This is a genomic window from Brevibacterium sp. XM4083, from assembly GCF_006489205.2.
Taxonomy (GTDB): Bacteria; Actinomycetota; Actinomycetes; order Actinomycetales; family Brevibacteriaceae; genus Brevibacterium.
Genome location: NZ_VFYR02000002.1, coordinates 79,781 through 99,851 on the forward strand (window position 1 = coordinate 79,781; position 20,071 = coordinate 99,851).

Annotated in this window: 18 protein-coding genes and 1 tRNA gene; 8 read left to right on the plus strand and 11 right to left on the minus strand. The window is 68.7% G+C overall.

The annotated features are described in order from the left end of the window. Positions 1–69: 69 nt before the first annotated feature. Together nudC and FJ887_RS06115 are read left to right on the plus strand one after the other, a co-directional pair. Positions 70–1,047, plus strand: a complete 978-nt coding sequence (nudC, locus tag FJ887_RS06110; RefSeq protein WP_140955181.1) for an NAD(+) diphosphatase — start codon at positions 70–72, stop codon at positions 1,045–1,047. Then, positions 1,044–3,083 carry an ATP-dependent DNA helicase UvrD2 gene (locus FJ887_RS06115; RefSeq protein WP_140955179.1) on the plus strand — a complete coding sequence of 680 codons (2,040 nt, stop codon included), beginning with the start codon at positions 1,044–1,046 and terminating at the stop codon, positions 3,081–3,083. Before nudC ends, FJ887_RS06115 begins: the two co-directional genes overlap by 4 nt. Here the strand turns inward: FJ887_RS06115 and FJ887_RS06120 are convergent. After that, a complete protein-coding gene (locus tag FJ887_RS06120; RefSeq protein WP_250786172.1) occupies positions 3,060–3,962 on the minus strand; it encodes a hypothetical protein in 903 nt (300 codons plus the stop codon). The two genes, FJ887_RS06115 and FJ887_RS06120, sit on opposite strands and share 24 nt — an antisense overlap. Before the next feature lie 501 nt (positions 3,963–4,463). On the opposite strand from FJ887_RS06120, the gene FJ887_RS06125 reads away from it, so the two are divergent. Next, positions 4,464–5,015: a M48 metallopeptidase family protein gene (locus FJ887_RS06125; RefSeq protein WP_137825971.1), complete on the plus strand. Its 552-nt coding sequence runs from the start codon at positions 4,464–4,466 to the stop codon at positions 5,013–5,015. A 4-nt stretch (positions 5,016–5,019) separates the two neighbouring features. Here the strand turns inward: FJ887_RS06125 and FJ887_RS06130 are convergent, their stop codons facing one another. Continuing rightward, positions 5,020–5,580: an NUDIX hydrolase gene (locus tag FJ887_RS06130; protein WP_140955177.1), complete on the minus strand. Its 561-nt coding sequence runs from the start codon at positions 5,578–5,580 to the stop codon at positions 5,020–5,022. Continuing rightward, positions 5,581–7,152, minus strand: coding sequence for a zinc-dependent metalloprotease (locus tag FJ887_RS06135; RefSeq protein ID WP_140955175.1), 1,572 nt, complete (start codon positions 7,150–7,152; stop codon positions 5,581–5,583). A 297-nt stretch (positions 7,153–7,449) separates the two neighbouring features. On the opposite strand from FJ887_RS06135, the gene FJ887_RS06140 reads away from it, so the two are divergent. Then, the gene (locus FJ887_RS06140) at positions 7,450–8,490 is read left to right on the plus strand and encodes a YlbL family protein (RefSeq protein ID WP_250786173.1); all 1,041 of its coding nucleotides are present in this window, start codon (positions 7,450–7,452) and stop codon (positions 8,488–8,490) included. Then, a complete protein-coding gene (locus tag FJ887_RS06145; protein WP_140955171.1) occupies positions 8,487–11,477 on the plus strand; it encodes a UPF0182 family membrane protein in 2,991 nt (996 codons plus the stop codon). Before FJ887_RS06140 ends, FJ887_RS06145 begins: the two co-directional genes overlap by 4 nt. Positions 11,478–11,643: 166 nt before the next feature. On the opposite strand, the gene FJ887_RS06150 is transcribed toward FJ887_RS06145, so the two are convergent. Together FJ887_RS06150 and FJ887_RS06155 are read right to left on the minus strand one after the other, a co-directional pair. Beyond that, positions 11,644–12,669, minus strand: coding sequence for an ABC transporter substrate-binding protein (locus FJ887_RS06150; protein WP_502799907.1), 1,026 nt, complete (start codon positions 12,667–12,669; stop codon positions 11,644–11,646). A gap of 217 nt (positions 12,670–12,886) precedes the next feature. Further along, a tRNA-Met gene (locus FJ887_RS06155) sits at positions 12,887–12,963 on the minus strand. A gap of 216 nt (positions 12,964–13,179) precedes the next feature. Between FJ887_RS06155 and FJ887_RS06160 the strand changes: the two genes are divergently transcribed. Beyond that, entirely contained in the window at positions 13,180–13,728 is a 549-nt protein-coding gene (locus FJ887_RS06160; protein WP_137825976.1) for a YceI family protein, read from the plus strand. A 134-nt stretch (positions 13,729–13,862) separates the two neighbouring features. On the opposite strand, the gene FJ887_RS06165 is transcribed toward FJ887_RS06160, so the two are convergent. Genes FJ887_RS06165 through FJ887_RS06185 form a run of 5 tightly spaced genes read right to left on the minus strand, consistent with a single transcriptional unit; the run spans position 13,863 to position 18,755 of the window. Further along, complete coding sequence (locus tag FJ887_RS06165; protein ID WP_137825977.1) at positions 13,863–15,137, minus strand: aminotransferase class I/II-fold pyridoxal phosphate-dependent enzyme; 1,275 nt, start codon at positions 15,135–15,137, stop codon at positions 13,863–13,865. A 1-nt stretch (position 15,138) separates the two neighbouring features. Then, positions 15,139–15,927 carry a histidinol-phosphatase gene (gene hisN / locus FJ887_RS06170; RefSeq protein ID WP_137825978.1) on the minus strand — a complete coding sequence of 263 codons (789 nt, stop codon included), beginning with the start codon at positions 15,925–15,927 and terminating at the stop codon, positions 15,139–15,141. A 9-nt stretch (positions 15,928–15,936) separates the two neighbouring features. Further along, positions 15,937–16,956 carry a ribosome small subunit-dependent GTPase A gene (gene rsgA / locus FJ887_RS06175; RefSeq protein ID WP_140955169.1) on the minus strand — a complete coding sequence of 340 codons (1,020 nt, stop codon included), beginning with the start codon at positions 16,954–16,956 and terminating at the stop codon, positions 15,937–15,939. Position 16,957: 1 nt separating this feature from the next. Continuing rightward, positions 16,958–18,271 (minus strand): 3-phosphoshikimate 1-carboxyvinyltransferase, encoded by a 1,314-nt coding sequence (gene aroA, locus FJ887_RS06180; protein ID WP_349290536.1) that lies wholly within the window; start codon positions 18,269–18,271, stop codon positions 16,958–16,960. Further along, positions 18,258–18,755 carry a DoxX family protein gene (locus tag FJ887_RS06185; RefSeq protein ID WP_137827017.1) on the minus strand — a complete coding sequence of 166 codons (498 nt, stop codon included), beginning with the start codon at positions 18,753–18,755 and terminating at the stop codon, positions 18,258–18,260. The genes aroA and FJ887_RS06185 overlap by 14 nt, the downstream gene beginning before the upstream one ends. Before the next feature lie 221 nt (positions 18,756–18,976). On the opposite strand from FJ887_RS06185, the gene FJ887_RS06190 reads away from it, so the two are divergent. Together FJ887_RS06190 and rsrA are read left to right on the plus strand one after the other, a co-directional pair. Further along, a complete protein-coding gene (locus FJ887_RS06190; protein ID WP_137827018.1) occupies positions 18,977–19,591 on the plus strand; it encodes a sigma-70 family RNA polymerase sigma factor in 615 nt (204 codons plus the stop codon). Then, entirely contained in the window at positions 19,588–19,854 is a 267-nt protein-coding gene (rsrA, locus tag FJ887_RS06195) for a mycothiol system anti-sigma-R factor (protein WP_137827019.1), read from the plus strand. Before FJ887_RS06190 ends, rsrA begins: the two co-directional genes overlap by 4 nt. 78 nt (positions 19,855–19,932) lie before the next feature. On the opposite strand, the gene FJ887_RS18640 is transcribed toward rsrA, so the two are convergent. Next, positions 19,933–20,007, minus strand: a complete 75-nt coding sequence (locus tag FJ887_RS18640) for a 50S ribosomal protein bL37 (RefSeq protein ID WP_100227367.1) — start codon at positions 20,005–20,007, stop codon at positions 19,933–19,935. Positions 20,008–20,071: the final 64 nt, after the last annotated feature.

Genomic DNA, 20,071 nt, shown 5'->3' on the forward strand with positions numbered 1-20,071 from the left:
CCGCTCAGGCCGGGGATTGGACCCGTACGCGTGTCCGCCGCGTCAGACCCCTGAGCTATCGTGGAATCCATGGAACCGCTGCCCATGATCACGCCCGTCAGCCTGGCCAGGAACGGCATCGACCGCGATCATCTCACCCGCGGGGCGGACGGGGATCTCACCGAGGTGTGGGCCGGCGGGCCGGCCGCGGTGTTCGAGCATCGCGGGTCCCTGCTCGTGGCCGGCGGCGGCCTGTTCCGCGCCGCCCGCGACCTCGTGCCGAACGGTCAGACGGAGATCTACCTCGGCCGGGATGCCGCGGACCAGCGCTACATCGGCATCGGGCTCACCGACGAGGGGCGCAGCGTCCTCGACACCGCCCTGGCGACCGCGCGCGATCGCGATGCCACCGATCGCCTCACCGCCCCCGGCTCCGGCATCGACAGCGCCGAACCCGTGTGGCTGCCGCTGCGCGAACTCGCCGACGCCCTCGACGACGTCGACGTGTCCCTGGCCTGCGAACTCGTGGCGCTGAGCAACTGGCATCGCGCACACACCCACTCCCCGCGCACGGGCACCCCCACCGAGGTGGTCCACGGCGGATGGGTCCGCCGCGATCCGGAGACCGGCAGCGAGCACTTCCCCCGCACCGACCCCGCGATCATCGTCGTCATCGTCCACACCGATTCCGACGGTGTCGAACGCGTCCTCCTCGGCAACAACGCCGCATGGCCCGCCGACCGCTACTCGCTGCTCGCCGGCTTCGTCGAACCCGGAGAGACGCTGGAGAACGCAGTGATCCGCGAGGTCTGGGAGGAGGCGCATGTCACCGTCGTCAACCCCCGCTACCTCGGCTCGCAGCCGTGGCCGTTCCCCTGCTCCCTCATGCTCGGCTTCTCCGCCGAGGCGGTGTCGCTGGACGTCACCGCCGACGAAGCCGAGATCACCTCGCTCAAGTGGTTCACAAGGGAGGAGCTGAGCGCGGACATCGCCGCCGGACGCGTGGGCACCCCCGGCACCGTCTCGATCGCCGGCCAGCTCCTGTGGTCGTGGCTGGAGAGTCGGTGAACGCTCGCGCCGCCGACCTCCTCGCCGCCCTCGACGACGAGCAGCGGGCCGTCGCCACCCACTTCTCCTCCCCGGTCATCGTGCTCGCCGGCGCCGGCACCGGCAAGACCCGGGCGATGACCCACCGGATCGCCTACGGGATCGCCACCGAAGTGTTCCCGGCCAATCATGTCCTCGCCCTCACCTTCACCGCGAAGGCCGCCGGGGAGATGCGTGCCCGCCTGCGCTCGCTCGGCGTGCCGGCCGTCCAGGCCCGCACCTTCCACTCCGCTGCCCTGCGCCAGCTCCGGTTCTTCTGGGACCGCTTCGCCACCGGCGACTTCCCGCGGATCATCGAGAACAAGGCGGGGGTCCTCGGCTCGGTCATGCAGGAGCTCGGCCACGAGGTCAGCCGCGAACTCGCCCGCGACGTCGCCGCGGAGATCGAATTCGCGGCCGCCTCCCTCCTCGGCGTCGCCGACTACGCGACGAAAGCCCAGGCCAGAGACCTGCCCGGTGATCTCAGCGTCGAGGACATGGTCCGCATCGCCGAAGCGTACTCGGAGGCGAAGACCCGCGGCCGCCTCCTCGACTTCGACGACGTCCTCCTCGTCCTCACCGGCGTCCTCGCGGAGTATCCGGCGATCGCCGCCGAAGTCCGCGAGCAGTACCGGCACTTCGTCGTCGACGAGTTCCAGGACGTCTCCCCGCTCCAGTTCGATCTGCTCTCCCGGTGGCTGGGGCCGCGCGACAACCTCTGCGTCGTCGGCGATCCCGCGCAGACGATCTACTCGTTCGCCGGGGCCGACGCGTCCCTGCTCGAGGCCCTGCCGTCGCAGCTGTCGGCACCGGAGACGATCCGGCTCGTACGCAACTACCGGTCGACGAAGGCGATCGTCGCGACCGCGAACAGTCTGCTCCGCCACACCTCGCGCACCGCACTGACGCTGCGCACGGACAATGCCGAGGGCACGCAGCCGCGGATGACCGAATACCCGACCGACGACGCCGAATCGCTCGGTGTCGCACGGGCCATCGCCGCCGAGGTCAGGGCCGGTCGCCGTCCCCGCGACATCGCCGTCCTCTTCCGCACGAACGGACAGAGCCCCGCCTACGAGCAGGCGCTGACGGCGGCCGGGATCCCCTACGTCCTGCGCGGCGGGGAGCGCTTTTTCGCGCGCAAGGAGGTCAAGGAGTCCATCCTCATGCTCCGGGCGGCGCGCGCCGCCGCGGGAGCGCGACCGCTGCCGGAGATCGTCGCCGAGGTGCTCGTCTCCGCCGGTTACACGCGGACTCCGCCGCCGGCCGGAGCCAGCCGTCAGCGGTGGGAGTCGCTCAAGGCGATCGTCGACCTCGCCGAGACCCATCAGGCCGGCAGTGCGCTGCCGGTGCCGCTCGAGGACTTCCTCGCCGACCTCGCCGATCGCGCCGAACACCAGTTCGCGCCCGACATCGAGGGGGTCACACTCGCATCGTTCCACGCGGCCAAGGGCCTCGAATGGGACAGCGTCCACCTCGTGGGTCTGAGTGAGGGGCTCATGCCCATCAGCTATGCGCAGACCCCGCGGGCGATCGCCGAGGAGCGCCGGCTCTTCTACGTCGCTCTCACCCGCGCCGGTCGCGACCTGTCGCTGAGCTGGTCGCTGGCGCGCCACGAGTCGAAGCAGAAGCCGCGGCAGCCCTCACGCTTCCTCGGCGAGCTCGGTCGGCTCGAGGAGGCGCCGGGGGAGCACCGGCGACCGGCGACCACGGTGCGGACGAACCGATGCCGAACGTGCGGGAAAGTCCTCGTCTCCCAGGTGGAGCGGGCCCTGGGGCGCTGCGCGAGCTGCCCCGCCGAGGTCGACCTCGAGCTGCTCGACGCCCTGCGCCGCTGGCGGGCGCGCGTCGGACTCGAACAGGGGCTGCCGCCGTATCTCGTGCTCACCGATGCGTCGCTGTCAGCGATCGCCGAACTCCACCCGCGGGACCTCCCCGGTCTGGCGCGGATGCCCGGCGTCGGGGCCACGAAGCTCGAACTCTACGGTGAGAGCCTATTGCGCCTCCTCGTCGATTAGGCTCAGCCCGGGTGCAGGGACACGGCAGTGGCACTGCGGGTGGTAGGCGAGGGCACCATCGTCGACGGCACCGGAGCGCAGATCGACCCGGCGGTGCACCGGCTCCGCCTCCGTGAGGAGGGCGGCCCGGAGCACGAGGACGAGGTGGGCGGCACTGAGCGCGGGTGTGAGCGGATCGGCGAGGTCATCGCGGTCGGTGAGCGCGCGGATGCGCGGGTACTGGTCGAACCACCCCTCATCGGCGTCGCGGAGCATCAGGCACGCACAGACGGTGCACGGGGTTGCGCCGGGACGGACGAGTCCGGTGACCTCGACGGAAAACTCGCCGGCCACGATCTGGCAGTGGTCGACCTCCCGATCGACGAGCCACGTCGCGGTGTGGAGATCGGGAACGAGATGCGAGGTCGTCACGACGATCGGATCGGCGGCGAGGTCGAGCTCGTCGATGCGGGCTGCGGGAGTGACCGCGAATCCCGCGCGGGACAGCTGCTGGACGACTGCGACGCGCAGCGGTCCGACGACGCCGACCGGTCGGGCTGCCAGCGTCGCGGCGGCCTGATCGGGGGAGCGGCCGAAGAGGCGTGCGGTCGCGAGGAGAGTCGCGCCGCGCCGCACGGCATCGGCATCGGAGTCCTCGGGGATGAGCACCCCCGCCTCGTCGAGAAGGGTGAGCAGTGACGTCGCCCGAGCGAGGTCGATGCCGAGGTCCTGGGCCCGGATGTGGAACTGACCCGATCCCAGACCCATCCGCAGGTCGTCGATGAGGGAAGCGTCGGCGGGGAGGAGGCCGTCGATGAGCACCGGGTCCTCGACGCCGAACTGCAGGCACGCGGGGCTCCGCCATGTGATCGGAACGCTGGGACAGATCCGCAGCATCATCCACCTCGCCTCCGTGTCGGGAGACCCAGACTAGTGAATGGAGGCAGGCCGCGCCACGGTGTGCGCAGATCTGTGGAAAACCTTGTGGAAAAACGGTTGAGGACAGGCCGAAAACGCTGTCCGACATGCCCTCAACCGCATAGTGCCCCAGGCGCTCGCGGTGACTCGTGCGGCTTCCCCTTCCGCACGCATCTCCGGGTTTTCCGGGGTCAAACATAGAACCTATTCCCCATTCGCGGCCCCGTCAATGGCGCTCCGAGCCGCACTCGGGCGCCATCCTGTGGATAACGTGTGGACAGGTGTCGCCTGCCTGTGGAGGAGGTGCGGACCCGGCGCCGAGGCCGATGTGCCGAGGAGGCGATGAATGCGTAGGTCACTTGAGATTCGGGTGACGATCGGGTGGTGTCGGCGTCTGTGGACGAACGCCTGAACGACCCGAGAAGCGATACTCAGGAAACTCACAAGTAATCTCGTGTCGGCGGCGTTTCCTATCATGGTGGGATGACTGAGCGGGAGCGGTGGACGGAAGACGGCGTGCTGCGGGCGATCGCCCGCGGAGAGATCGTGGTGCGCCGTTCGGCGCGACGGAAGAAGACGATCGCGGTGTCGAAGGAGATCGACACGTACGTGCTCAGCGCGCCGACGCGCTACAGCGTCGAGTCGAACATCGCCTCCCTCACCGATCTCTTCAATCGGCTGGCGGCGAAGGACCATTCCTCGGCCGCCGACCTCGCGGAGATCGCCGAGGAGCTCAGTCGTCGGTACTTCGCCGGACGACTGCGCCCTGCCTCGATCAGGTGGGTGACGAACCAGAACCTCAGCCGCTGGGCCTCGACGACGACGTCATCGGGGGACATCCGGATCTCCCACCGCCTGCAGTCCGTGCCGCGCTGGGTCCTCGAGACCGTCATCGTCCACGAGCTCGCCCACCTGCAGATCGGCCCGCATTCGAAGGAGTTCCATGCTCTCGCCGACCGGCATCCGCGTCAGGCCGAGGCGAAGCTCTACCTCGACGGCTTCAGCGCAGGGGAGCGGTTCAGCCGCGGCCGGTGAGGGCTCAGCAGGGATCGGCGGCGTGGGCGGCGACGGCGGCGCGGTAGAGCTGCGGCAGCCGGGTGACGAGGTCGGGCATGAGGGCGGCGGGCAGCTCGTCGATGGGAAACCAGGCGACGTCGAGTGACTCATCGGAGACGGCCGGGTTCTGCGCGGCGGAGGCGACCGCACCGTAGACGACGTCGAAGTGCCGCCGGCACGTGCCGAAATCACCGGCGAGATCGTGGACGTGGAGTTCGAGCGGGCCAGGGGAGAGCCACCGGAACCGGTCGAGACCGCTTTCCTCGGTCGCCTCCCGACGAGCGGCGTCACGCAGGCTGACGTCACCGGATTCGAGATGGCCGCCGAACTGCATCCAGGCGCCGGCCCGGCGGTGATGGTTGAGCAGGACCGTCTCGGTGTCGGGGTCGACGACGAGACAGCTCGCGGTGACGTGTTCGCTCGTGCCCGCGCGCACGAGCGCCGAGGCTCCGCGGGCCTCGAAGAGCCCGGCGAACGCCTCGGCGAATCCACTCGTGTGCGCGGTGAGCGCGACCTCGTCACGCGCCGTGGAGAGCGCGATCATTCACTTCTCGTCGCGGTCGGTGTCGTCGGTCGCCTCGGACCCGGGACCCTCGGAGTCCGTGTCGGATCCCTCGTCGGCCTCGGAGGCGGATTCCCGGTGCGTCGCGGACGTGTCGTTCTTCGCCTCGGACGTCGACGCCCCGTCTGCCGGGGAGTCGGTGCCGGCTGCCGCCTGCGGGTCAGCGCCCGTGCTCGCTCCCGTGTCGGCATCACCGGCCGACGGCGCAGTCGCATCGGACGCGCCGTCTGTGCCTTCGGCGAGGATGCGACTGAGCGCCTCGTCGAGCGTCGAGTCACCCGCCCATTCGGCCTGACGGCGTTCGCTGTAGCCGAGCGGATCGTCGAGGTCCTCGGTCGTCGGCAGCAGGTCGGGGTGGGTGAAGACGTTGTCGCGCGCCTCGGCGCCGCCCTGCGATTCGAGGTAGGCGAAGAGCGCTGCGGCATCGCGGAGCCGACGCGGGCTGAGCTCGAGGCCCACGAGCGTCGAGAAGGTCTTCTCCGCCGGTCCGGCCGTCGCCCGTCGCCTCCGCAGCGCTTCGCGGATCTGCTCGCGGGCCGGCAGCTTGTCGCTCGCGGCGAAGACGACGACGTCGACCCAGCCGGCGATGACGGCGAGGAGGTTCTCCAGCGTCGTCAGCGCCCGCTTCTGCTCATCGGTCGTCGGCGGGTTGAAGAGTCCCTGGCGGATGTTGTCGCTGAGATCCGAGATGTTCGACGGATCGATCGATGAGGCCATCTCCTCGATCTGCGAGGTGTCGACCTTGAGGCCCTGCGCGTACCTCGTCAGCGCGGTCTCCACCTGGGCGGCGAGCCACGGGGCGCGTTCGAAGAGGGCGAGGTGGGCGAGCTCCTGGGCGGCGAGGTAGATGCGGACCTGGGAGACGTCGACGTCGATCTCCTCGGCGAAGGCGGCGATGTTCGCCTCGACGAGCACGGCCTGATCGTGGGGGAGGAGGGGCAGTCCCACCTCGGTGCCGGTGAGGACGCTCTCCGACAGCGCGCCGACGGCCTGGCCGATCTGCATCGCGAACATCGAATCGCTCATCGTCGAGAACATCGACGAGGCACCGGCGAGGATGCTCTTCATCTCCTCGGGCACCTGCGTCTGCAGGGTGTCGGTGAGCGCCGTCGACATGTTCTCCTTGATCGGGAGGACGAACTTCTGCCACCCGGGCATCGTGCGCTTGACCCAATCGGCACGGGTCAGGGTCGCGGTCGCGCGGTTGGCCACGGACAGGTCCGTCGCCTCGGCGAGCCAGAGTTCGGACAGGCGGAACGCATCCGTCGCGGCATGCGCGGCGTCATCGCTGACCGCGGGATCCGGCGAGGGCACGCTGCGGAGCGCGATCTGCGTCGCCTGTGCACTCGGGTCGGCTCCCTGGCCGAAGAGACCCTGCATCTGGCTCATGATCGTCGCCATCATCGCCGGGTCGATGTTGAAGCCCTGCGGACCGGAGGCGCCCTGGCCCGGACCGCCCGGATTGCCGGGACCGCCCTGACCGAAGAGCATTCCGAAGATCTGCTCGAACGGGTTCTGCTCGTTGCTGTTGTCGTTGGACTTGTCGTCGCTCATGGTCTCACGCGCCTTCGAGAATCGTAGTCATCACCACGTTAACCTCGGGACATGTGCGAAGCTTCCCAATCGCGCGAAGTTTCGCTCCATGTTCGCACCCGGCGAAAGGGGTGCGTGTTCGCACCGGGCGTAAGGAGTCTGAGAAGTCGCCCGTCGCCTTTCAACTAGACTGATGACGCGGTGCACCGAAAGGAATCCATGTCAGAGAATGCCCCCCGAGCGGTGCCTGTCCAGGCACCCGCCCCACGGAGCCGATCCCGTCGACGCTCGCCCCGTTTCGCCACCTCGGCGGGGGTCATGACCTACCTGCTCATCGCGCTGGCCGTGCTCATTCCGATTCCCTATATGCTGCAGCTGCCCGGGCCGGTGTTCAACACCCTCGGCGACTACCAGGGCAAGCCCATGATCAGCGTCTCCGGCGCTCAGACCTACCCGACGACCGGTGAGATCGACATGCTCACCGTGGCCGTCAGCGGCGGACCCGGTCGCGACACGTACGCGACCCAGGCCCTCGGCGCCCTCATCGACGGTCAGGAGACCGTCGTGCCCACCGAGGCGTACTACCCGCTCGACACGACGCGCGAACAGGTCACCGAGGCGAACACGGTGGAGATGACGTCGAGCCAGGACGTCGCCGTCGCCGCGGCCATGGGCGAACTTGACATGCCCTACACCGTCGACCTCCTCGTCGACGACGTCACTCCCGGATCGCCGGCCGAGGGCAAGCTCAAGAAGGGCGACCGCCTCGTCTCCGTCAACGGGACGTCCCTCGAGGACGACGCGGCGGCGCCGGCGACGATGAGCTCGACCGTGCAGGACTCCGACACCGTCGACCTCGTCGTCGAGCGCGACGGCTCCGAGGTCGACCTCAGCCTCGACCCGGCGACCATCGACGGCCGCAAGGCCATCGGCATCATGATGCGGCAGCAGTTCGACTTCCCCGTCGACGTGTCCTTCAACGTCGAGGGCATCGGCGGACCCTCGGCCGGAACGATGTTCGCCCTGGCGATCGTCGATGAGCTCACCCCCGGCTCGATGACCGGCGGCAAGCACGTCGCCGGCACCGGCGAGATCGATCCCGCCGGCACCGTCGGCCCCATCGGCGGGGCCCGGCAGAAGGTCGCGGCCGCCACCGCGAAGGGCGCCACGCTCTTCCTCTCACCCGCCGAGAACTGCGCCGAGGTGATCGGGGCTGCCGATCAGTCGAAGATCACCGTCGCCCGCATCGACACCCTCGACGACGCCCGTTCCGCCGTCGAAAGCTATGCCACCGGAGACACGTCCCAGCTGAAGTCGTGCACGACCGGTGACACCACCAACGAGAAAGGTCAGCAGTGAGCACCACGTCCTCACCCTCCTCCGCGAAGATGCCCGGATCAGGATCACGGCGGTCGCCACTGCTGCTGACACTGGTGTCGGTGGCGATCCTCCTCGTCGCCTTCATCGCGTTCACCCAGGTCTACACCGAGGTCCTGTGGTTCGGTCAGCTCGGCGCCTCCGAGGTCTTCCGCACGATGTGGTTCACCCGCGGCATCACGTTCGCCGCCGGCTTCCTCGTCATGGCCGTGCCGGTGTGGCTGAGCCTCCACGTGGCCTACCGCAATCGTCCCGTCTACGCCCCCACGACACCGCGGCAGGAGAACCTCGACCGCTACCGTGAGGCCATCGAACCCCTGCGTCGGGTCGCGACCCTGGCGATCCCCGCCGTCGTCGGCATCCTCGCCGGCATCACCGCCTCGGCGCAGTGGAACGTCGTCCTCGAATGGCTGAACTCGACGTCGTTCGGAGAGTCCGATCCGCAGTTCGGCATCGACAAGTCCTTTTACGTCTTCGTTCTGCCCGGCCTGCGCCTCATCGGCGATCAGCTCGGCATGGCCCTCGTCCTCTCGCTCATCGCTGCTCTCGTCGCCCACTACCTCTTCGGCGGCATCCGCCCCGGTGAGCAGCGGGGCGTGACCCTGACGAAGACCGCGCAGTGGCAGATCGGCATCACCGTGGCCCTGCTCGTCCTCGTCCAGGCGGGACGTCTGTGGCTGAGCCGCTACGACCGGCTGACCGCCACCGGCGGCATCGTGCCGGGTGCGACCTATGTCGACGACCGTGCCGCGCTGCCGGCGATGGCGATCGTCGCGATCGCCGCCGTGCTCGTCGCACTCCTCTTCGTCTACACCGCGTGGAAGGGCAACTGGCGGATCTCGATCATCGCCACCCTCACCCTCCTCGTCCTCGGCGGCGTGTCGATCATCGCCTACCCGGCGCTTCTGCAGCAGTTCCAGGTCAACCCCTCGCAGCAGAGCCTCGAGTCCGAGTACATCCAGCGCAACATCGACGCCACCCGTGAGGCCTTCGACTTCAACGACATCGAGGTGACGCCGTACGAGCCGAGCACGAGCGGCGAGGCGGGCGCCCTGCGCGCCGACGCCGAGACCGCGGCGTCGATCCGTCTGCTCGACCCGAACCTCGTCTCGGACACCTTCCGCCAGCTGCAGCAGGTCAGGCCGTACTACTCGTTCCCCACGCAGCTCGACGTCGACCGGTACAACATCGACGGGCAGATGCGCGACACCGTCATCGCGGTGCGCGAGCTCAATCCGAGCTCGGTGAGCAACCAGAGCTGGTACAACCGGGCGATCGTCTACACCCACGGCTTCGGCGTCGTCGCCGCCAACGGCAACCAGCGCAACCCCGACGGCGAGCCGACGTTCATGGAGTCCGACATTCCGCCGCGCGGTGACTTCCCCGAATACGAGCCGCGGGTCTACTTCGGCGAGAGCTCGCCCGAGTACTCGATCGTCGGCGGCCCGGAGGGCTCGACCCCGCGCGAACTCGACTACCCCTCGGATGAGGACAGCGGCTCCGGTCAGGTCAACAACACCTTCCAAGGGGACGGCGGACCGTCGGTGGGCAACCTCTTCAACCGGCTGGCCTATGCCCTGAAGTACCAGGATGAGCAGATCCTCCTCTCCGACGCGGTCAACTCCGATTCGCAGATCCTCTACGAACGCCACCCGCGGTCGCGTGTGGAGAAGCTCGCGCCGTTCCTCAAGATCGACGGGGATCCCTACCCGGCCGTCGTCGACGGGAAGATCAAGTGGATCCTCGACGGCTACACGACGGCCAAGGACTACCCGTACTCGACCCCGCAGCCGCTTCAGGAGGCGACCGAGGATTCGACGACCGCCTCGGCGCCGGGCACCGTGGCGACCCTGCCGGACGAAGAGGTCAACTACATCCGGAACTCCGTGAAGATCACCGTCGACGCCTACGACGGTTCGGTCGACATGTACCAGTGGGATGAGAACGATCCGGTCCTCAAGACGTGGATGAAGATCTTCCCCGGCCTCATCAAGCCGGCCTCGGAGATGTCCGGTGATCTCATGAGCCATGTGCGGTACCCGGAGGACCTCTTCAAGGTCCAGCGCGAGCTGCTCACCCGGTACCACGTGACCTCGGCCAGCGAGTTCTACACCGGTCAGGACTTCTGGGCGCTGCCGACCGACCCGACCAAGCGGGCGAACAGCGGGCTGACCCAGCCGCCGTTCTACATGACCCTGCAGATGCCGGGCCAGGACGCGCCGTCGTTCTCGCTGACGAGCTCCTACATCCCCGCGCAGTCCTCCGAGGGGCAGTCGCGCAACAACCTCACCGGCTTCCTGTCCGCGGATGCGGATGCAGGGTCCACTGAGGGGGAGATCTCGGAGAGCTACGGCAAGCTCAGACTTCTGCAGCTGCCGCGCAACACGACTGTGCCCGGTCCCGGTCAGGCGCAGAACAACTTCAACACCGCACCCGATGTCCAGCGCAGCCTCAACTTGCTGCGTCAGGGTGAGTCGGAGGTGCAGAACGGCAATCTGCTCACGCTGCCCGTCGGCGGTGGACTCCTCTACGTCCAGCCGGTCTACGTCCGGTCCGCCGGTGAGACGTCCTACCCGCTGCTCCAGCACGTGCTCGTCGCCTTCGGTGAGAACATCGGGTTCGCCCCGACCCTCGACGAGGCGCTCGACCAGGTGTTCGGCGGTGACTCCGGTGCCCAGGCCGGTGACGCCGGCACCGAGGGCGGGGGCGGGACGTCCGGTTCCTCCGGTGGCGACGGCGGCGGTCAGCCCGCGGACCAGGGTCTCAACGAAGCCCTGCAGGAAGCGCGCAAGGCGATGGAGGACTCCGACGCCGCTCTCAAGGCCGGGGACTTCCAGGCCTATGGTGAGGCTCAGGACCGCCTCAAGAAGGCGATCGACGATGCCATCGCCGCCGATCCCTCGCTCGCCGAGGACGGCGGGGCCACGGCACCGCCCGAGTCGCCGGCCCCCGATCAGGGAGGCAACTGACCCGAGCCCGCAACTCGGCTGACACAACAGCCCAGCTCGGCTGACACGACGGCCCCGGAAGGAGACATCCTTCCGGGGCCGTCGTCGTCGGGACACCGCGTGCGGGACACCGTGTGCGGGGCACCGGCTGCGGGGAACCGCCTGCGGGTCACGCCTGCGGGGGTCGTTACTGCGCGAGATACCCGTCGAGATCCTTGACGACCTGCTTGGCTCCGATCGGCCCGAGCCCGAGGAACCACACATCGTCATCGACGCGGTGGGCCTTTCCGTTCTTCACCGCCGGCAGGTTCGTCCACTGGCTCGTCTGCAGCGCCTCGGTCTCCCCGGTGGCGCCGGGCTCGCCGTAGCTCGAGTAGAAGATGACATCACCGTCGGCCTCATCGAGCTTCTCGGGGGAGATCTCGACAGCGAGATCATCGACGTCCTGGATCTCGGGACGCGCGAGGCCGGCATCGGCGAGGATGACGCCGATGAGAGAGGCATTGCCGTAGAGGCGCAGCTTTCCGGGCATGAACCGGACGAGGGAGATCGTCGGATCGCCGGTCACGGAGTCGCCCAGGGCCTTGACCTCACGACCGTACTCGTTGAGCTCGGCCGTCGCCTCCTCTTCGAGGCCGAGGGCGTCGCCGACGAGAAGGAAGTTCTCCTTCCAGGGGAACCCGGGGCGGATGGAGAAGACCGTCGGCGCGATCGCCTCGAGCTCGTCATAGAGCTTGTCGGCCCGCAGCTGGCTGCCGAGGATGAGGTCCGGTTCGAGGGAGGCGATCTTCTCGAGGTCGAGTTCGCTGATCGTTCCGACGGTCTCCACCCCCTTCGTCTCCTCGGCGAGGTAGGCGGGGACGGGCTGTGCGCCCTCAGTCGTCACCATGCCCACAGGGGTGATGCCGAGGGCGAGGACGTCATCGAGCTCTCCGGTGTCGAGGACGACGACGCGTTCGGGCCGCTTCTCGATCTCCGTGGTGCCGAGCGCATGGTCGACGGTGCGCGGGAATTCCCCGGGAGCGGCGTCGCTACCGAGTGCTGCGGTCTTCTCATCGGCAGTGCCGAAGTCCTTGCCGCCCGTGGCGACGTCCGTGTTGCCGGCGGACTCGTCCGAGGAGTTTTCGGTCGCCGCGCAGCCGGAGGCGAGAAGGGTCAGAGTGAGCAGAGTGGCCGCAGCGGAGAGCGCGCGGGAATGCTTGGAAGTCTTCACCGGGTTAGTCTACCCTCACCTCGCAGGGGCGCTGCGGGCACGGGACGGTGCGGCGGCGCCGTGCCGGCGCTCGATCAAGCGGGAGAGCGGAACATGGGGCGTGCACGGCCCGCCATCCGCGCCTTTGCTTGACCGAGAGGCCAGAGTCGCGGCAGGGGGAGTGCCGTGAATGAGAAGAACCCCCAGTCAGTTGACCTGACTGGGGGTTCTGCCACTGTGGTGGCGGGGGGAGGATTTGAACCTCCGACCTCCGGGTTATGAGCCCGGCGAGCTACCGAACTGCTCCACCCCGCGGCGTGGTCTCAACATTACACGAGCGTAATTCCTGCGCAAAATTCTCGTCGCGTGACCTTTGCCACAAGGTAACCTTGGGTTCACTCGTCCACCCCAGGGTGAGGGGAGTTCTGCAGGGCCGCAGAGGCTGCGGCGCGCAGAGCTTGCAGGTAGTTGAAAACTGAACTATAGTCATCCGCGTACTTCAAATTTCAACCATAAGGAGAAGCAGAGATCATGACCGCACTTCCCAAGGGACTCACCGCAGGCACCTGGAACATCGATCCGAACCACTCCGAGTTCACCTTCACCGCCCGCCACGCCGGCGTGTCGAAGGTCCGGGGCAACTTCGAGGACATCTCCGGCACCGTTGAGGTCGGCGACACCCTCGAGGACAGCTCGGTGACCGCCGAGGCCGTCGTCGAGTCGATCAACACGAGGAACTCGCAGCGCGATCAGCACCTGAAGACGAGCGACTTCTTCGCCGCCGACGAGCACCCGAAGCTCATCTTCAAGTCGACCGGAGTCAAGGCCGAGTCGGGTGAGGACTTCGAGCTCGAAGGCGAACTGACGATGCGCGGCGTGACGAAGCAGGTCGCGTTCGACAGCGAGTTCCACGGTGTCGCCACCGACCCGATGGGCAACGAGGTGGCCGGTCTCACGGCGTCGGCGACCGTCGACCGCAAGGAGTTCGGCATGGAGTTCTCGGCCGTCCTCGGTGGCGGCGAGCTCCTCGTCTCCGACAAGATCAAGATCGTCCTCGACCTCGAGCTGACGAAGGCCTGATCGCTGCCTGCGACAGTGCTGACCGAATGACGAAGGCGGACCGCCCAGGCGGTCCGCCTTCGTCGTGTCTCAGAGGTCCCTGCGGGGACAGCCACGGCACAGCTGCCCGCCGCGCCACAGCGGTGACCTCGGCGTCAGCGCCCGCGCAGCAGGGTCGGATCGGCCCGGAGCGCCTCGGCCAGCGCGCCGAACCGCCGGGCACCCTCATCGACGTCGGTCGGGGACTTGCAGAACGAATACCGGATCGCACTGCGGTACGTCTGTGCCGCGGTCGATCCCGGCCGACAGAGAGCCGGCACGGGGATGCCGACGACCCCGTGCTCCCGTGCGAGCAGATCATTGAGGGCGAACGCATCGAGCTCGGTGAGCGCGGCGAAGTCGACGACCGTGAAGTAGCCGGCGGTCGGAGTCGACACCGCGGCGCCCGGCACGTTCGCACACGCGGGAACGAGCACCTCGGCGCGGGCCCGCAGCGATGCCCGATTCACAGCTGTGAACCCGCTGCCGGACTCGAGGACACGAGCGAGGCCGATCTGCATCGGCCCGCCCCCGGTGAACGTGAGGAACTGCTTGACCGCCTGGATCGCCTCCCGCACCGGCTTCTCAGCGATGACCCAGCCGATCTTCCACCCGGTGATGTTCCAGCTCTTGCCCGCCGAGGAGACGGTGACGACGCGGGCCGGATCGCTCACCGCCACGGCCGGGGGAACATGGTCGTCACCGGCGAGGATGAGCTCTTCGTAGACCTCATCGGTGAGGATCCACGCATCCGCGGCCGCCGCGGCGTCGCCGATGCGCGCGAGGTCAGCGGCGGAGAAGACGAAGCCGGTCGGGTTGTGCGGAGTGTTGACGATGACGAGGGAGACGGACGCCATGACGCGGTCGAACTCCTCCCAATCCGGGTGGAATCCGCCGTTCCCATCAGGCAGGATGGGCACCGTCGAGAGCTCGCCGCCGGCCGCGGCGACGGCCGCGGGATACCCGTCGTAGAACGGTTCGAACGTCACGACACGGGCCCCGCGGGGGAGGAGGGCGAGGACTGCCGCCGTCAGCCCCTCGGTGGCTCCGCAGGTGATGAGCACATCGTCGGGGTCGACCGACTGGCCGAAGTCCCGGGCCCGCTGCGCGGCGACGGCCTCCCGCAGAACCGGGTAGCCCTGACCGGGAGCGTACTGGTTGAATCCCTCGTCCATCGCCGCAGCCGTGGCGGCGAGGAGCTCCCCGGGAGCGTCGGTGCCCGGCGCGCCCTGGCCGAGGTTGACCGCGCCGGTGGCTGCCGCAAGCGCCGTCATCTGGCCGTAGATCGTCTCGGCGATCGCGCCGTCGCTGCCGATGAGGCCTGCGGCTGCGGCCATCTCCCGCCACAGCGGCGCACGGTCGAGGCTCGGTCTGGTCTGATCCCGGTCCATGTCAGAATCCCTCCGGGGCCACGCGCCCGAGGGCATCGAGGACGGTCTCGTGCAGGAGGCCGTTGGTCGCGACCGCATTGCCGCCGAACGGTCCCGGCACGCCGGTCGTGCTCGTGAAGGTGCCGCCGGCTTCGGTGACGATCGGGACGAGCGCCCCCATGTCGTAGAGCGCGAGCTCCGGTTCGCACGCGATGTCGACCGCGCCCTCGGCGACGAGCATATAGGAGAGGAAGTCCCCGTATCCGCGGGTGCGCCACAGCCGGTCGGTCAGTGCGATGAATTCCTCGCGGACACCGAGGTCGCGCCACCCGCCCAGCGACGCGAAGGAGAGGGAGGCATCGGCGAGGTCGCCGACCTCGGAGACCGTGATGCGGCGGGCCGGGCCCCCGATCGCCGAGGCGAAGGCCCCTGCACCGGCACCTGCCCACCACCGCCTGCCGAGGGCGGGAGCCGAGACGACGCCGACGAGCGGAGTCTCACCGTCGTAGAGGGAGATGAGGGTCGCCCACACGGGCACGCCGCGCACGTAGTTCTTCGTGCCGTCGATGGGATCGATGATCCAGCGCCGTGAGGAGGTCCCGTGCGACCCGAACTCCTCACCGAGCACGCTGTCCTCGGGCCGGGTCAGGCGCAGGCGGTCGACGATCGCCTCTTCGACGGCCCGATCGCATTCGGTGACGGGGGTGAGGTCCGGTTTCGTCTCGACCGTGAAGTCGGCGGCGACGAAGCGGGAGAGGCTCAGGGAGTCGGCGAGGTCGGCGAGGTCGAGTGCGAGGTCGAGGTCGTTCATCCCTCCACTCTAGCCAGCGTTGGACAGCAGCCGGCGCAGCGACTCCAGCCGTGAGACCCCACCCGGCCCGGCCCGGCCCTCGGCCACCCACGAGTCGAGACGGCACCCGGGGGCGTCGGCGAGGTGGGTGCAGCCGCGCGGGCACTCGGTGGTCGCCTCGGTGAGCTCCGGGAACGCCGCGATGAGACCGTCCCGGTCGACGTGGGCGAGTCCGAAGCTGCGCACGCCGGGGGTGTCGATGAGCCAGCCGCCGGTCGTCAGGGGCAGGCAGACGGCCGACGACGACGTGTGCCGACCGCGTCCGGTGACGTCGTTGACGTGGCCGGTGGCGCGATCGGCGGCGGGCACGAGCGCGTTCGTCAGCGTCGATTTGCCGACCCCGGAATGGCCGACGAGTACGCTGATGTGATCGGCGAGGCGACCGGCGACGGCGTCGTCGGAGAGCGTGCCGTCGTCGCGCAGCCCCGAGGAGACGATGTCGACGTCGGCCATCGAGAAGCGGCGCTCGATGTCGGCGGGGGAAGCGAGGTCGGTCTTCGTCACGACGATGAGCGGGGTGATCCCCGCATCGATCGCCGCGGCCAGCGCACGGTCGATGAGGCCGTAGGAGGGCTCGGGGTCGATGGTGGCGGTGACGATGCCCATGATGTCGACGTTGGCGACGATGACGCGCTCGGTCGGGTCGGTGTCGTCGGCGCTGCGGCGCAGCAGGGTGCGGCGCGGAGTGATCTCGACGAGGCGCGCGAGTGTGCCCTCGTCGCCCGAGGTGTCGCCGACGACCTTGACGATATCGCCGGGCACGACGGCCTGACGGCGCAGATGCGACGCCCGCACGGCGGTGACGGCACGGCCGTCCTCGGGAAAAGCGCCGGCATCGTCGGCGAGCACGATCCGATAGCGCCCCCGGTCGACGGCGGTGACGAGTCCGAGGGCCGCGGAGTCGTGGCTCGGGCGGTTCTTCGTCCGCGGCCGCGACCCTTTGCGGTTGGGCCGCGGACGATAGTCCTCGTCACGGAAGATGCGCGCCATCTCAGGCTCCGTGGCCCAGCATGTCCTCCCACAGGAGGGTGAACTCCGGCAGCGTCTTCGCCACGGTGCCGGCATTCTCGATGACGATGCCCTCGGTAACGAGCGCGAGGACGGCCCCGGCCATGACCATGCGGTGGTCGTGGTACGTGTGCCAGGTGCCCGCACCCGGTCGGGCTCCCGTGATCGTCAGCGCCGCGGGCTCTTCATCGACTCTCACGCCGAGGGCGGTGAGCTCGCGGGTCAGAGCCGCGAGACGGTCGGTCTCATGGCCGCGCAGATGCCCGATCCCGGACAGGTGCGAGGTGCCGGGAGCCACTGCGGCGACGGCGGCGACGACGGGGGTGAGTTCGCCGACGGCGGAGAGATCGAGGTCGACGGGGCGCAGGCGCTCGGGGCCGCGCACCCGCAGACCGTGCCGATCGAGGTCGACGGCCGCGCCGAACGCCTCGGCGATGCGGCGGAAGTCGTCACCGGCCTGGGTCGTGTGCACCGGCCACCCGGTGATCGTCACCTCACCGCCGGTGACGAGGGCGGCGGCGAGGAAGGCCGCCGCGTTCGACAGGTCGGGTTCGACGACGACGTCGAGACCGCGCGGCAGGCCGGGTTCGACGACCCAGTGCTCGTCCTCGGGTTCGCTGACGTCGACTCCCGCATCGGCGAGGACCTCGAGCGTCATGTCGACATGGGGTCGGCTCGGCACGGCCTGCCCGGTGTTGCGCAGCTCGAGTCCCAGCGGCATCGCCGGAGCCGCGAGGAGCAGACCGGAGACGAACTGGCTCGAGGCGCCGGCTGCGATCTCGAGGTGACCGCCGCGCAGGGCGGATCCGGCATGGATCGTCAGCGGCAGCGAGCCTCCGGTCGCGGTGATGTCCGCGCCGAGGCGGGTGAGCGAATCGATCGTCACATCCATCGGCCGCGCCCTGGCCTGCTCGTCGCCGTCGATGACGACCTCACGACCGGTGGCCGCGGCGATCGGGGGCACGAAGCGCATGACGGTGCCGGCCAGCCCGCAGTCGACGACCGCGGGCCCGGCGGTGGCCGCGGCGGAGAAGTCGATGGGAGTCACGTGGAGTGCCCCGTCGACCTCGGTGATCTGCGCGCCGAGGCTGCCGAGCGCGGCGATCATCAGCTGCGTGTCCCGGCTGGCGAGCCATCCGCGGATGACGGAGTCGGACTCCGCGAGGGCGGCGAGGACGAGATAGCGGTTGGTCAGCGACTTCGAACCGGGGACCGTGACGACGGCGCTGACCGCGTCGGGCGCCCTGGGCGGACGCCAGTCGCCGGTGACGGGCAGGGGAGGCTCAGTCGACGCCAAGGGCACTCATTGCCTGCTTCGACGTGTTCTCGACCGAGGACCAGAGGTCTTCGGCGGCATGCTGTGTGCGCCACCACAGACCCGGCTTGCCGTCGGTGTCGACGCTGGCGAGCAGTGCGCCGCCGAGCATCGAGGTGCGGGTGAGCGTGCGTTCGAGGCGCTCGCGCTTCTCCTCCTTCGACGTCGCCTTCTCCGCGGCGATGCGCTCACCGATCGTGTCGAGCAGATAGGTGCCGACGAGCACCGAGGCGCTGAGCCGGGGGAAGCGTCCGATCGCCAGCAGCGAGCCGGCGGCGACCTGGGCGGCACCGGTGGCCCGCGCGACCGTCGTGGCGTCGAACGGGATGTCGACGCGCTTGCGCGCCTGGGCGAGCAGCGGGCCGATCGAGGCGGTGGCCGCTTCGGGGTGCCGGAGACGGCTGATGCCGTTGCTGATGTAGCCGGCGGCGAGCATGGGGCGGGCGATGAGACGAATGGGAGACACAGGGTTCCTTTCTGCGACTGTTGTCGGGCATCTCACCCGCAAGCATAGCCGCTGTCAGGGAATATCGGGACAGCACCGAAACGTTGACAGGACAATGTGAATGACCGGTCGTGCGCCGCGCCCCACCAGGGGTCGGCAGGCGCTCGGACACAAGCCGGGTGAGGAGGACTTTCGTGAGTGCCACTGCCGTGTTGGAGAGAACGGGCGTACCATTGTCGGTGATGACCGAATCAGTCAAAGAAGTCGACGAAACCGAGGCCGAGCGCTCGGCCCGTTTCGAGCGCGACGCTCTCGAATACCTCAACCAGCTCTACGCTGCGGCGCTGAGGATGACGCGGAATCCCGCCGATGCCGAAGACCTCGTGCAGGAGGCGTATGCGAAGGCCTACGCCGCCTTCCACCAGTACACTCCCGGCACGAACCTCAAGGCGTGGCTCTACCGGATCCTCACCAACACCTTCATCAACAACTACCGCAAGAAGCAGCGCCAGCCGCAGGAGCACGGCAGCGAGGACATCGAGGACTGGCAGATCGCTCAGGCCGCGAGCCACACCTCCTCCGAGGGGCGCTCGGCCGAGCTCGAAGCCCTCGACCACCTGCCCGACTCCGACATCAAGGACGCCCTCTCGGCTCTGCCCGAGGACTTCCGCATGGTCGTCTACTACGCCGATGTCGAAGGCCTGCCGTACAAGGAGATCGCGGAGATCATGGACACCCCGATCGGCACCGTGATGTCGCGCCTGCACCGCGGACGCCGACAGCTGCGCGAGATGCTCGCGGAATACGCTGCCGACCGCGGCTTCGGCACCAAGGACGCCGAGGGAGGTGCGAAGTGAACAACGGAGACTGCTGCGAGAGCATGCGGGCTGAATCCCTCATGCGCATCTACCATTACCTCGACGGGGAGCTGACGACGACCGAGATCCGCGAGATCTCGGTCCATCTCGAGCACTGCCCGGCCTGCCACGACGAGTACGAGATCGAAGCGATGCTCAAGGAGGTCGTGCGCCGGTCCTGCGGTCGGGAGGAGGCTCCTCTGGGACTCAAGGAGAAGATCCGGCGGCGCATCGCCGTCGAGCAGGTGCGCTGGCAGCGCTGAGCGCACCGAGAACGAAGGCGGGGAGAGTCATGATGACTCTCCCCGCCTTCGTCGTGCACCCGGTGGTGCACTGAATTCTCAGCTGTTCGGACGCTTGCCGTGGTTGGCATTCGAACGACGGCGATCGCGGCGCTTGCGGCCTCGCTTGCTCATAGCGGTTCTCCTTCGATTGGACGGTTCATTGTTTCACGATCCCGTGACCGGGACCAAGTTCACG